Source organism: Phenylobacterium sp. (assembly GCF_041913825.1).
Classification (GTDB): Bacteria; Pseudomonadota; Alphaproteobacteria; order Caulobacterales; family Caulobacteraceae; genus Phenylobacterium.
Genome location: NZ_JAYSEO010000004.1, coordinates 155,601 through 167,832, shown reverse-complemented (window position 1 = coordinate 167,832; position 12,232 = coordinate 155,601). Strand labels below are relative to the sequence as shown.

Genomic DNA, 12,232 nt, shown 5'->3' with positions numbered 1-12,232 from the left:
GAGGAATTGATGGGCCAGATCGACCGGCGGGGTTTCCTGCTCACTTCGGCGGCCGCGGCGCTGGCCGGGCCTGCGCTCGCCCAGGGCGGGGCCGAGGACCACAAGCTCCGCGCGCTGCTGGACGCCATGTACGAGGAGAACCTCGCCGCCTCGCCCGAGATGGCCACCCGGCTCGGCCTCGACAAAGGCGCCCGCGCCGCCGCCAAGTCGCAGCTCGACAGCGAGTCCCTGGCCGACCTCGCCGGTGACCGGGCCCGCAACGCCGGCCAGCTCCGGCGGCTGGAGCAGATCGACGGCGCCAAGCTCTCGCCGCGCTCGCGCTCCGACTGGGAGACGGTGCTGTTCACCGCCCGAACCAACGCCGAGGGCGCCAGGTTCGACTACGGCGACGCCTTCGGGTCGGGCCCCTACGTGCTGTCCCAGCTCAGCGGCGCCTACCAGGACAAGCCGGACTTCCTGGGGACCCAGCACCAGATCGAGACGGCGGCCGACGCCGACGCCTACCTCTCGCGGCTCGAAGCCTTCGCCACGGTGATGGACCAGGAGAGCGAGCGCGTCCGCCGTGACGTGGACCGCGGCGCGGTACCGCCGGACTTCATCATCGCCAAGGCGCTCACCCAGATGCGCGGCCTGAAGACGGCGCCGGCCGACTCGCCGCTCGTCCGCTCGGTCGCCGACCGGGCGAAGGCCAAGGGGCTCGCCGGCGACTGGGAGGCGCGCGCCGCCGCACTCTACAGCGGCAAGGTCGTCCCGGCGCTCGACCGGCAGATCGCGCTGATGGACGGGCTGCGGGCGAAGGCGACCCACGAGGCCGGCGTCTGGCGGCTGCCGGAGGGCGAGGCCTACTACCGCCATGCCCTTCGCAACATGACCACCACCACGCTCAGCGCCGACGAGATCCACGAGCTCGGCCTGGAGACGGCCCGGTCGCTCTCGGCCCGCGCCGACGTCCTCCTGAAGGGCCAGGGCTATACGAAGGGCACGGTGGGCGAGCGGATCGCGGCCCTCTTCAAGGAAGAGAAATACCACTACGCCAACACCGATGCGGCCAAGGAACGGCTGATCGCCGACCTCAACAAGTACGTCGAAGGCATCCGGCCGAAGCTGCCGGCCTACTTCGGCCAGCTTCCCCAGGCGCCGGTGGAGGTCCGCCGGGTGCCGAAGTTCATCGAGGCGGGCGCGCCCGGCGGCTACTACAACCGTCCCGCCCTCGATGGCTCGCGGCCCGGCATCTACTGGATCAATCTCCGCGACACCGCCGAGAACCCCACCTGGACGCTGAAGACCCTCACCTACCACGAGGCCATCCCCGGCCATCACCTGCAGCGCACCCTGCAGCAGGAGGGCGACGCCCCCATGCTGCGCCGGACCGCCGGCTTCCCGGCCTTCGCCGAGGGTTGGGCGCTCTACACCGAGCAGCTCGCCACCGAGATGGGCATGTACGAGGGCGATCCGCTGGGCGAGGTCGGCATGCTGCAGGCGGCCCTCTTCCGCGCCGCGCGCCTGGTGGTCGATACCGGCCTGCACGCCAAGCGCTGGAGCCGCGAGAAGGCCATCGGGACCATGGTCGCCATCGATGGCAGCCCGGTCTCCTCGGCCACCACCGAGATCGAGCGCTACTGCGTCCGCCCCGGCCAGGCCTGCAGCTACATGGTGGGCAAGCTCACCTGGCTGCGCCTGCGGGAGAAGGCGAAGACCGCGCTCGGCCCGCGCTTCGACATCCGCCAGTTCCACGACGCCGTCCTGCTGGGCGGCGCCATGCCGCTCACCGTGCTCGAGGGCGTGGTGGACCGCCACGTCGCCGCTTCGAAAGCTTGAGGATCCGATGACCCATCTCGACCGCCGCAGCTTCCTGCTCACCTCCGCCGGCGCGGCGCTTGCCGCCGCCACGCCGGCCCTGGCGCAGGCCGCCGGCGAGGACGCGAAGCTCCGCACCCTGCTCGACGGCATGTTCGAGACCCTGGTGGACGACAGCCCGCAGTTCGCCACCTCGCTCGGCCTCGACAAGGGCGCCCGCGCCCCGCTGAAGGCCCAGCTCAACGACAACAGCGCCCAGGCCAAGGCCCGCCGGCTGGAACGCTCCCGCAAGTGGCTGGGCGAGCTGAAGGCCATCGACCGGGCGAAGCTCTCGGCCTCGTCCAAGGTCGACCTCGACGTGGTCGCCTACCAGCAGGAGCGGGCGGTCGCTTATGGGGACAGGTGGAAGTTCGGCGACGTCGGCGGCAACTTCAATCCGTACGTCATCAGCCAGCGCGGCGGCGCCTACGCCAACGTCCCCGACTTCATGGACAGCCAGCACCGCGTCCAGACGCAGGCCGACGCCGAGGCCTGGCTGTCGCGCCTCTCGGCCTTCGCGCGCAACATGGACACCGACCTCGAGCGCCAGCGCGCCGACGTGGCCATGGGCGTGGTTCCGCCGGACTTCGTCTGCGAACTGGCGCTCGGCCAGATGCGGGCGCTGCGCGACCAGCCGGCGGCCCAGACGATCATGGTCACCTCGCTCGCCAAGAAGGCCCAGGCCGCGGGCCTGGCCGGCGACTGGGGCGCCCGGGCCGAGAGGATCGTGACCGCCGAGGTGTTCCCGGCCCTGGATCGCCAGATCGCCGGCATGCAGGCGGTGCGGGCGAAGGCGAAGCCCGACACCGGCGTCTGGGCCCTGCCGGACGGCGACGCCTACTACGCCGACTGCGTGAAGGCCTCCACCACCACCAACTACAGCCCCGAGGAGGTCCACCAGATGGGCCGCCAGCAGGTGGCCGAGATCAATGCCCGTCTGGACAAGATCCTGCGCGGCCAGGGCCTGACCAAGGGCACGGTGGGCGAGCGCCTGGTGGTGCTGAACAACGATCCCAAGCAGGTCTATCCGGCGACGGACGAGGGCCGCGCGCGGATGCTGGCCGACCTCAACAAGGACGTGGCCGACCTCTACGCCCTACTGCCGCGGGCCTTCGCCACCCTGCCCAAGGCCAAGGTCGAGGTGCGTCGCGTGCCGGTGTTCATCCAGGACGGCGCCGCCAACGGCTACTACCAGTCCGCCGCCCTCGACGGCTCGCGGCCGGCGGCCTTCTACATCAACCTCAAGGAAACCTCGGACTGGCCGCGCTATAACCTCAAGACCCTGGCCGTCCACGAGACCATTCCGGGCCACCACCTGCAGATCGCCCTGGCGCAGGAGAGCACCCGGATCCCGATCCTGCGGCGCACGGGCTTCGGCTTCTCGGCCTTCTCCGAGGGCTGGGCGCTCTATTCCGAGCAGCTCGCCGACGAGATGGGCGCCTACGAGGGCGACCCGCTGGGCCAGGCCGGCTATCTGCAGTCCCTGCTGTTCCGCGCCGCACGCCTGGTCACCGACACCGGCATCCACGCCAAGCGGTGGACCCGCGCCCAGGCCACCCAGTACATGGTCGACACCATCGGCAACACGCCGACCCGCGCACAGCGCGAGGTGGAGCGCTACTTCTCGAGCCCGGGCCAGGCCAACTCCTACAAGGTGGGCCATACCGTCTGGGCGAAGGTTCGCGAGGACGCCAAGAAGAAGCTGGGCGCGAAGTTCGACCTCAAGGCCTACCACGACGCCGTCCTGCTCTCCGGCGCCATGCCGCTGACGGTGCTGGAGCGCCACGTCCAGGAGTGGACCGCGCAGCAGGCCTGACGCGCCCGATCACGCCCTGCTGACATGCCGCTGTCAGCAGGGTGGGGGTAGGGTGAACCTCGGTTGGCGAAACCTGTCGCCTAGGGAGGACCCCATGCCTGACCTCGTTTTCTACACCAACCCCATGTCCCGCGGCCGGATCATCCGGTGGATGCTGGAGGAGGTGGGCCAGCCCTACGAGACGGTGCTGGTGGACTGGGCCAACAAGGACCCGGCCTTCCTCGCCGTGAACCCCATGGGCAAGGTGCCGACCATCGTCCACGGCGACACGGTGGTGACCGAGTGCGGCGCGGTCTGCGCCTACCTCGCCGACGCCTTCCCGCAGGCGGGCCTCGCGCCGCCGCCCGGCGACAGGGCCCGGGGCCCCTATTATCGCTGGCTGTTCTTCGCCGCCGGCCCGATCGAGCAGGCGGTGGGGACCAAGGCGCTGGGCCTGGAGCCGACCCCCGACCAGGAGGCGTTCCTCGGCTTCGGCAGCTTCGCCCGGGTGCTCGACACCCTGGAGGGCTATCTGAAGGACCGCGAGTTCGTGGCCGGCGACCGGTTCAGCGCCGCCGACCTCTACCTCGCCTCGCACCTCGACTGGGGGATGCAGTTCGGCACGCTGGAGAAGCGGCCGGTGTTCGAGGCCTACGCCAAGCGCCACACCTCGCGCCCGGCGGCCAAGCGGGCCGACGAGATCGACAACGCCCTCATGCCGCAGGCGGAGAAGCAGCCCGAGCCGGTTGGATGAGGTCCCACTTCGTCCCGTAGAGGTCCTCGAAGACCGCGACGGTCCCGTACGGCTCCCGCCGCGGCGCTTCGAGGAAACGGACCCCGGCCGCGGCCATCCTCGCATGGTCGCGGTCGAAGTCGTCGGTCTCCAGGAACAGGAAGACCCGGCCGCCCGCCTGGTCGCCCACCGCGCGGGCCTGGTCGCCGCTGGCCCTGGCCAGCAGCAGGGCCGCGTCCGAGCCCGGCGGCCGCACCACCACCCAGCGCTTCCCGCCGCCCATGTCGGTGTCCTCCACCAGGTCGAAGCCCACCTTGCCCACATAGAAGGCGATCGCCTCGTCGTAGTCGCGGACGAGCAGGGCGGCGAGGGACAGGCGCTGGGGCATGCGCCGGTCTTAGCAGTCGCTCCCCCTCCGGGGGAGCTCCCCGGAGCGGGTGAGGGGAGCCGCCCAGACGCCTGGGCTGACCCCCTCCGGCCCTCCGGGGCCGCCTCCCCGGGCGGGGAGGAACGACGCTAGGCCATCTCGCGGCGCGCCGCGGATGCTTCTTCCGCCAGGCGGCCGGTCAGCTCGCTCATGTGGTCGAAGTCGGCCTCGAAGGCGCCCAGGCCCTGGGTCAGGCCCCGCAGCTCGGCGATCAGGTGCTGGCGCTCGCTCTGCGGCAGGTAGGCCTCGATGCGCTCCCAGCCCCGCCAGTCCTCGCGCGGCGCAAGCCCCAGGATCTGCCCGCGCCGCGCGGTGAGCGCCGAGGTGACGTTCGAGGCGCTCGGCGAGGGCGAGTAGACCGTCAGCTTCTCGATCGGCTCCAGCAGGACCGAGCCGCATTGCCGAAGCCCCTCCTCGAGGGCCAGACGCCCCACCGTCCGGAAGGCCATTTCCGAGGAGTCGACGCTGTGGGTCTGGCCGTCGGTCAGGGTGACCTCGAGGTCGGTCACCGGAAAGCCCAGCGGCCCCTTCTCCAGCCCGTCGCGCACGCCCTGCTCGACCGCCGGAATCCACTGCCTCGGCACCGCGCCGCCGACGATCCTCGACTGGAAAACGAAGCCCGAGCCGCGGGGCAGGGGCCGGATCTCGACGGTGACATCGGCGAACTGGCCATGGCCGCCGGACTGCTTCTTGTGCCGCGCCCGATGGGTGGTCCCGCGCTGGATCGTCTCGCGGTAGGCGGTCCGCGGCTCCTGGGTATCGATTTCCACGCCGAACCGCCGCTTCAGCCGCTCCAGGGCCAGCCGCAGGTGTCCTTCGCCCTGGCCGGCCAGCAGCACCTGCCGGGCCTCGGCGTCGTGGGTCAGCGACAGCCCCGGGTCCTCCTCGATCAGCTTGGCGAGGGCGCCGGAGAGCCGCACGTCGTCCTTGCGGTTCTTCGCCGCCAGCGCGACCGCGAACAGCGGCCGGCGCGGACGCATGGCCTGGCGAAGCTGCTGCGGCTGGCCGGTGAGCGACAGGATCTGGCCGGCGGCCGCCTGTTCCACCTTGCCGATCGCCGCCACGTCGCCCGGCGCGGCCGACGCCACCTTCCGCAAGGCGCCGCCCTGCACAGCGAACAGCCCGGCGGCCCGGGCGCGCTCGCCGGTGGGCAGCACCAGCTCCGCGCCGTCGTCCAGCTTCTGGCCGAACACCCGCGCGTAGGCGAGCTTGCCGGACTGGCCGGCGTAGGCCGCCTTCAGCACATAGGCGCCCCGGTCGACGCCCAGCCGCTCGGCCGCCCGGTCGGGCAGCGGCGCCTCGTGGCGCAACGCCTTCAGCAGCCGCTGAACGCCGAAGCCGTTGGACGCCGAGCCGAAGAAGACCGGGACGATCAGCCCGTCCTGCATCTCGCGCACCAGGTCGGCGAACACCGCGTCGCGGCTCGGCGTCACGTCGGAGAGGAGCTGTTCCAGCAGCTCGTCGTCGAAGTCGGCGATCTGCTCCAGCATGTGGAAGCGCGCCTCGGCCTCGGCATCGCGCAGATCCTCGGGAATCTCCACCTGCATCGGCTCGCCCGGGCGGTTGACGAAGGCCCGTTCCAGCGCGAGGTCGATGAAGCCCGACACGTGCTCGCCGTCCCAGGTTGGGATCTGGCGGGCCACCAGCGGCGCGGCGCTCACCGGCGCCAGCGCCTCCAGCAGCTCGGCCAGCGAGCCGCGGGCCTGATCCATCTTGTTGATGAAGAGGGCGTGGGGCACGCCCAGCCGCTCCAGTTCGCGCAGCGTCGGCTGCAGGAGCTGGGCCTTGTTGGGATCCGGCTCGGCCACGACGATCGCCAGGTCCACCGCCGGCAGCGCCGCGTCCACGTCGGCGCAGAACTCGAGCGAGCCCGGGCAGTCGATCACCGCGTACCGGTCGCCCATGAACTCGAAGTCGGCCAGGTTCAGCTCCACGGAATGGCCGCGGGCGCGGGCCTCGGGGCTGGAGTCGCCGACCATCTCGCCGCCGCCGCCGGTCCGCGCGTGCGTCGCGCCGGTGGCCAGCAGCAGGGCCTCCATCAGCGTGGTCTTGCCTGCGCTCGTGGGGCCGACGAGCGCGAGCGCCCGAACCGACCCCTGGGTCTGGATTGGCATGGTCTGGTCCTCCCATCACCTCGGGCGCCGAGGGACGGGACGCCTCCACGGCGCAGTGCATGGCGGTCTGGGACCAGGGACAGGCTGGCCTTCGCCGCCTCCTGGGAAAACGCTACGCCCGAGAACGCCGGTCGGCTAGCGGCCACCCGTTCACGGCCCGGTGATCACGCTGGTGAGGAACCCCGCAACCCGCGCCGGCGTCAGGCCGCGGTCTTGTTCGGGGCCCAGTCGAGGTCGTCGGAGGCCGCGCCGTAGTACCAGCCCTGGGCGTAGTCGACACCGGCGTCGCGGACGGCGGCCTCGGCCTCCTCGGTCTCCACCATCTCGGCCAGGGTGCGGATCTTCAGCTCCTTGCACATGGAGACCAGGTGCTTGACGAAGGTCGCCTCGCGGCCGCCGCGCTGCAGGTCGCGGATGTAGCGCCCGTCGATCTTCAGCACGTCCAGCTTGAGCTGCTGCAGGTAGGCCAGCGACGCCGCGCCCGCCCCGAAGTCGTCGAGGCAGATCTCGCAGCCCTCGTTGCGCAGGGCCGTCAGGTGCCGGTCGGCGAGCTTCAGGTCCTCCAGCGCGGCGCTCTCCGTGAGCTCGAACATCACCCGGCCGCGGGCTTTGGGGAAGGCGTGCAGGGCGCGGGTGGCGCTCTCGATGAACTCGGCGCTGGCGATGGTGCGGCCGGACACGTTGACAGCCAGCTTGAGGCCCGGCCGTTTGGACAGCACCTCGAGGGCGCGCTCGAGGATGGCGAGGTCCAGGGCCTCGATCAGGTCCATCTCCTCGGCCATGCGGATCAGCGGGAAAGGGCTGCCGTCGCCGAACCGCACCAGCGCCTCATAGTGATGCAGGCCGCCGGTCTGCAGGGCGATCACCGGCTGGTAGACGAGGTGGAACTCCTTGTTGCGGATCGCGGCGCCCAGAGCGCCCACCTCGTCGAGGGTCTTCTCCAGCGAACGGCTGAGCGCGTCGCCCAGGTCGGTCGGCAGGGCTCCGCCCGGCCCCTCCTTGAGGAAGGTGTCGAGGCAGTAGCGCAGCGCGCGCACGGCCTGCCGGTCGCCCTCGCCCTTCAGCGGGATGGCCTCGGCCTTGGCGGTGATCGGCTTGGGCGCGCCGGCGTTGACCAGCTTGGTGACCCGCCGGACGAGGGCGCTCATGGCCTCGCCGCGGGCGCGGACCAGGGCGAACCGCTCGTCTCCCAGCGCCGTGGCGGCGGCGCCGCCGTAGGCCTCGGCGCGCAGGGCGCCGGACAGCTTGCGGTCGAGGGCGGCCCGGTCGGCCGGCGAGGCGCCCTTCCGGGCGGCTTCCAGGCCTTCCATGTCCAGCATGGCCAGCTCGAGGTCGGCGCCCGTGGCCTTGGCGTTGCGCAGCAGGGTCAGGGCCGCTTCCTCGAACGCGTCGCGGTCCTGCAGCCCGCCTGTCTTCGGCGCGGCGTCGGGCGAGGCGGAGGAGAGCGCGCAGGAGACCGCGCCCTTGTTGTCCGGCAGGCGCAGCGCGCAGATCGCCACGGCGCGCGGGGCGGCGTCCTTGGCCTGGGCCAGGCGGGCGATCACCGGGCCGCTGCGCGAGCCGTCCTCCAGGCCCTCGAACAGGGCGTCGACCATCGGCAGGTCGTCGGGATGGATGAACTCGTCCCAGGCGCGGCCCTTCAGCTCGCCCTCGGCGGCGCCGGAGACGATCTCGCTCGCGCCCATGGCGAAGGCGATGCGGCCGTCGGTCCCGACCTCCACGAGGAGGTCGGCGTTCGCGAAGGCGAAGCCGAGCAGCCTGGGAACGGCGATGGACACGAGGCACACTCCGGGCGCCAATTGGGACAGCGCAGCTTAGCGGGCGTCGATTAACCCTCTGTTGCCGCCACGACGGCTGGGCGGAGCGTGAAATTTCTGTCGCGCGGCGGCGCCATGGTGGCGACAGTGGATCCGATGATCGCAGCTCTGCTCGCCGCCGCCGCCATCTCCGCCGCCTGCGATCTGGAGGCGCCCTCCGGCGCACCCGGCTGCACGCGCGCGGCCGTGGACGCCCTGCCGATGAACGCCCTGCAGGCGGTCGGCACCCACAATTCCTACAAGCTCGCCATCGCGCCGGCCGAGATGGCCCTGCTGCGCGCCGCCAACCCGCGCCAGGCGGATGCGCTGGACTATGCGCACCGGCCGCTCGCCGAACAGCTCGACGACGGGGCGCGCCAGCTCGAGATCGACCTGCTCAACGACCCGGAGACCGGCCGCTACGCCGATCCCGTCTTCCATCGGCTTGCCAAGGCCGCCCAGCCCTACGACTTCGCGCCCCTGCGGAAACCGGGCCTGAAGGTGCTGCACGTCCAGGACCTGGACTACCGGTCGGCCTGCCCTACCTTCGCCGAGTGCCTGCGCCAGGTCCGCGCCTGGTCGGCGGCGCATCCCGACCACGCCCCGATCCTGATCCTCCTGAACCTCAAGGAGGGGCCGGTGCCGATCCCGGGCGCGAAGACGGCGGCGGCCTTCGACGCGGCGGCGCTGGACGCCATCGACGCCGAGATCCGCGGCGTCTTCCCCGACGACGCCCTGATCACCCCCGACAAGGTGCAGGGCCGCCACCCCACCCTGCGCGAGGCGGTGGCGGCCGGCGCCTGGCCGAAGCTGGGCGCCGCGCGTGGCAAGGTGATGTTCGCCTGCGACTGCGAGCCGGCGCAGGTCGCCCGCTACCGCGGTGACCGCAAGGTCCTGGAGGGCCGGGTGGCCTTCGTGAACATCGAGGAGACCTCGCCGGCGGCCGGCTACATCACCCTGAACGATCCCATGGCGCAGCAGGCCCGGATCGCCGCCGCCCTGAAGGCGGGGCTGATCGTCCGCACCCGGGCCGACGCCGACACCGCCGAGGCGCGCACGGGCGACCGCAGCCGGCAGGCGGCCGCCTTCGCGTCCGGCGCCCAGTACGTTTCGACGGACTACATGCGCCCCGACCCGCGCTTCCCGGCCTACGCCGTGCGGCTGCCGGACGGGCTGGCGGCGCGGCTCAGCCCGGGCTCGCCGCGGCGCTGAGCGCAGGCTCGGGGGCCCGAACGGGCGTCTCTCCCGGGGACCCGTCGACTTCGGTCGCGGCGGCGTCGCTGGCGGCCACCTCCGGCGCGGCGGGTGGCGAAGGCGGGACCGCGGCCTGCTCCACGTCCTTGTCCTTCTTCTTCTTGCCGCCGCCGAACACCTTCTTCACGACGCCGACCGTGCCCTTGCCGAGCGTGTTCCCGACCACGCTGCCGGCCACGCTGCCCAGCGGGCCGCCTGCCGCGCCCACCGTGCTGCCGACGAGCCCGCCGACTGTGCCGCCGGCGGCCTTGGCCACGTCGGGCTTCTTCTCGGGCTGGGCGGCCGCGGGCGGCGGCGGCGCGGGATCGCCGGGCTGCGGGCCGGCGGGCGCTGGCGCGGCAGCGTTCGCCACGGGCGCGGCCGCGGGCGGCGCCTCGGCGTCGGAGGGCAATGGGACAGGCTGGACGAGGGGCGCGGGCGGGGCCGTCTCGGGCGCCGCCGGCGTCTGGGCCGTCGCGACCGCGGGCAGCGACAGCGCGCCCGCGAGGGTCAGGATCAGCGTCTTGGGCACGACGTCCTCCAACAAAGCGTTCTTCCGCCCCTCGCGTGGGGGCCGAACGCCTCGGCGGGACGCCGGTTCAGCTCAGGTTGGCTGGGCCCGCCGAAGCGGGCCCGCCGTGTCGTCGAGGCTGGAGATCAGCCCGTGACGCGCAGGTTGGTCGCCGACGTCTTGCCGGAGCGACGATCCTGCTCGAGGTCGTAGGAGACCGTCTGGCCCTCGTTCAGGCCGCGCAGACCCGCCTGTTCGACCGCCGAGATGTGCACGAACACGTCCTGGCCGCCGTCGGAGGGCTGGATGAAGCCGAAGCCCTTGGTCGGGTTGAACCACTTCACCGTGCCGTCGCCGGAACCGGAGACCTGGCCGGCCGGGCGACCGCCGCCGCCGCCGAAGCCGCCGCCGCGCGGACGGTCGAAGCCGCCGCCGCCGCCGCCGAAGCCGCCGCCGCGCGGGCGATCGAAGCCGCCGCCGCCGCCGCCGCGGGAGACCGGGGCGCCCTGGCCGGTGACGACCAGCTGGCCGGCCGAAAGCTTGCCGGAGCGGCGATCCTGTTCCAGTTCGTACTGGACCTGGTCGCCTTCGTTCAGGCCGCGGAGGCCCGCCTGCTCGACTGCCGAGATGTGGACGAAGACGTCAGAGCCGCCGTCGTCCGGTTGAATAAATCCGAAGCCCTTAGCGGTGTTGAACCACTTGACCGTGCCGCTCGCCATTCGCGTGACCTAACCGAGATAGAAGTCTTCCGCCGCCAGAACCGGCGACGCCCGACCGCCGATTGTGGCGAGCCGTACTAGCTATGTAACGGTGGAAAACGCCCGCCGCCAGCCGCTCCGTGACAGAAGCCGCCAATCGGCTTATCAGCGTCGGCCCTCCCGAACGCCCTTGGACGGATCCTGATCGTGCAAAGCATTTGTATCTATTGCGGTTCGGCCGCCGGAACGGATCCCGCCTTCCTCGACGAGGCGGTGCGCGCGGGAACGCTCATCGCCGAGCAGGGACTGACCCTGGTGTACGGCGGCGGGCGCGTCGGGCTCATGGGAACGGTCGCCGACGCCGCGCTGGCGGCCGGCGGCAAGGTGGTGGGCGTCATGCCGGCCGACCTGGTCAGCCAGGAGATCGGCCACACCGGCCTCACCGAGCTGCACGTGGTCAACTCCATGCACGAGCGGAAGTGGAAGATGGCCGAGCTGGCCGACGGCTTCCTCTGCCTGCCGGGCGGCCCCGGCACCTTCGAGGAGATCTTCGAGCAGTGGACCTGGGCCCTGCTCGGCTTCCACGCCAAGCCTTGCGGCTTCGTCAACGTGAACGGCTATTACGAGCCGATGCGGGCGCTGGTGCAGAACATGGCCGACCACGGCTTCACCACCCAGCAGTACGCCGACATGCTGGTCTACGCCGACACCACCGCCGCAGCCCTGGACGCCTTCCGCGCCTACGTGCCGCCGCCGCCCAAGTGGAACCGCGCGCCGGTGGAGCAGCGCTACTAGGCTTCCGGCGGCGCTTCCGGCTGCAGGCGACGGTTCGTCCGCAGGCGCTGCACGAGCAGCCAGGCGGCGAACGCCGCCAGCGGCGCGCCGAGCGCCAGGAGCGGCAGGAGCACGTCCAACCTACTGCCCGCCGGCCAGCGGATTGGGGCGCGCCGCGGCCATCCGGCCGTGCAGCCGCTCCCGCTCCTGCCGCAGCCGCGCGTTCTCGGCGGTCAGGTCCACCACGTCGGCGGTGAGCTGTTCGACCCGCAGGCGCAGGTAGGCGTTCTCGCGGGCGAGGTCGTCGCCCATCAC

Annotated in this window: 11 protein-coding genes and 1 pseudogene; 5 read left to right on the top strand and 7 right to left on the bottom strand. The window is 72.1% G+C overall.

Features of this window, described 5'->3' with window-relative positions; all coding sequences use genetic code 11:
• Nucleotides 1–9 precede the first annotated feature (9 nt).
• The 3 genes from ACE3Q8_RS04415 (at nt 10) to ACE3Q8_RS04405 (ending at nt 4,385) form a co-directional block, all read left to right on the top strand.
• The gene (locus tag ACE3Q8_RS04415; protein ID WP_374469027.1) at nt 10–1,818 is read left to right on the top strand and encodes a DUF885 family protein; all 1,809 of its coding nucleotides are present in this window, start codon (nt 10–12) and stop codon (nt 1,816–1,818) included.
• A 7-nt stretch (nt 1,819–1,825) separates the two neighbouring features.
• Nucleotides 1,826–3,652 (top strand): DUF885 family protein, encoded by a 1,827-nt coding sequence (locus tag ACE3Q8_RS04410; RefSeq protein ID WP_374469026.1) that lies wholly within the window; start codon nt 1,826–1,828, stop codon nt 3,650–3,652.
• Between the two features lie 94 nt (nt 3,653–3,746).
• The gene (locus ACE3Q8_RS04405; RefSeq protein WP_374469025.1) at nt 3,747–4,385 is read left to right on the top strand and encodes a glutathione S-transferase family protein; all 639 of its coding nucleotides are present in this window, start codon (nt 3,747–3,749) and stop codon (nt 4,383–4,385) included.
• On the opposite strand, the gene ACE3Q8_RS04400 is transcribed toward ACE3Q8_RS04405, so the two are convergent.
• From ACE3Q8_RS04400 to ACE3Q8_RS04390, 3 genes are all read right to left on the bottom strand, one after another.
• Nucleotides 4,345–4,752: a VOC family protein gene (locus ACE3Q8_RS04400; RefSeq protein ID WP_374469024.1), complete on the bottom strand. Its 408-nt coding sequence runs from the start codon at nt 4,750–4,752 to the stop codon at nt 4,345–4,347. The genes ACE3Q8_RS04405 and ACE3Q8_RS04400 overlap by 41 nt on opposite strands.
• A 128-nt stretch (nt 4,753–4,880) precedes the next feature.
• Nucleotides 4,881–6,905, bottom strand: coding sequence for an elongation factor G (locus ACE3Q8_RS04395; RefSeq protein ID WP_374469023.1), 2,025 nt, complete (start codon nt 6,903–6,905; stop codon nt 4,881–4,883).
• 200 nt (nt 6,906–7,105) lie between these two features.
• Nucleotides 7,106–8,683: an EAL domain-containing protein gene (locus ACE3Q8_RS04390; RefSeq protein ID WP_374469022.1), complete on the bottom strand. Its 1,578-nt coding sequence runs from the start codon at nt 8,681–8,683 to the stop codon at nt 7,106–7,108.
• An 87-nt stretch (nt 8,684–8,770) separates the two neighbouring features.
• On the opposite strand from ACE3Q8_RS04390, the gene ACE3Q8_RS04385 reads away from it, so the two are divergent.
• On the top strand, nt 8,771–9,913 hold the full coding sequence (locus ACE3Q8_RS04385; RefSeq protein ID WP_374469021.1) for a phosphatidylinositol-specific phospholipase C1-like protein: 1,143 nt from the start codon (nt 8,771–8,773) through the stop codon (nt 9,911–9,913).
• On the opposite strand, the gene ACE3Q8_RS04380 is transcribed toward ACE3Q8_RS04385, so the two are convergent.
• From ACE3Q8_RS04380 to ACE3Q8_RS04370, 3 genes and pseudogenes are all read right to left on the bottom strand, one after another.
• A complete protein-coding gene (locus tag ACE3Q8_RS04380; protein WP_374469020.1) occupies nt 9,888–10,466 on the bottom strand; it encodes a hypothetical protein in 579 nt (192 codons plus the stop codon). The two genes, ACE3Q8_RS04385 and ACE3Q8_RS04380, sit on opposite strands and share 26 nt — an antisense overlap.
• A 125-nt stretch (nt 10,467–10,591) precedes the next feature.
• Nucleotides 10,592–10,789, bottom strand: coding sequence for a cold-shock protein (locus ACE3Q8_RS04375; protein ID WP_374469103.1), 198 nt, complete (start codon nt 10,787–10,789; stop codon nt 10,592–10,594).
• 177 nt (nt 10,790–10,966) lie between these two features.
• A pseudogene (locus tag ACE3Q8_RS04370) lies at nt 10,967–11,164 on the bottom strand (cold-shock protein); the annotation flags it as partial.
• A gap of 186 nt (nt 11,165–11,350) precedes the next feature.
• Between ACE3Q8_RS04370 and ACE3Q8_RS04365 the strand changes: the two are divergent.
• Nucleotides 11,351–11,938 carry a TIGR00730 family Rossman fold protein gene (locus ACE3Q8_RS04365; RefSeq protein WP_374469019.1) on the top strand — a complete coding sequence of 196 codons (588 nt, stop codon included), beginning with the start codon at nt 11,351–11,353 and terminating at the stop codon, nt 11,936–11,938.
• Nucleotides 11,939–12,058: 120 nt separating this feature from the next.
• On the opposite strand, the gene ACE3Q8_RS04360 is transcribed toward ACE3Q8_RS04365, so the two are convergent.
• Nucleotides 12,059–12,229 carry a hypothetical protein gene (locus ACE3Q8_RS04360; protein ID WP_374469018.1) on the bottom strand — a complete coding sequence of 57 codons (171 nt, stop codon included), beginning with the start codon at nt 12,227–12,229 and terminating at the stop codon, nt 12,059–12,061.
• Nucleotides 12,230–12,232 lie beyond the last annotated feature (3 nt).

What these genes read in the sequence shown, in the direction of transcription:
- ACE3Q8_RS04405 (WP_374469025.1), top strand. Translation starts at nt 3,747, where the DNA reads ATGCCTGACCTCGTTTTCTACACCAACCCCATGTCCCGCGGCCGGATC.
- ACE3Q8_RS04400 (WP_374469024.1), bottom strand. Translation starts at nt 4,752, where the DNA reads ATGCCCCAGCGCCTGTCCCTCGCCGCCCTGCTCGTCCGCGACTACGAC.
- ACE3Q8_RS04410 (WP_374469026.1), top strand. Translation starts at nt 1,826, where the DNA reads ATGACCCATCTCGACCGCCGCAGCTTCCTGCTCACCTCCGCCGGCGCG.
- ACE3Q8_RS04395 (WP_374469023.1), bottom strand. Translation starts at nt 6,905, where the DNA reads ATGCCAATCCAGACCCAGGGGTCGGTTCGGGCGCTCGCGCTCGTCGGC.
- ACE3Q8_RS04360 (WP_374469018.1), bottom strand. Translation starts at nt 12,229, where the DNA reads ATGGGCGACGACCTCGCCCGCGAGAACGCCTACCTGCGCCTGCGGGTC.
- ACE3Q8_RS04415 (WP_374469027.1), top strand. Translation starts at nt 10, where the DNA reads ATGGGCCAGATCGACCGGCGGGGTTTCCTGCTCACTTCGGCGGCCGCG.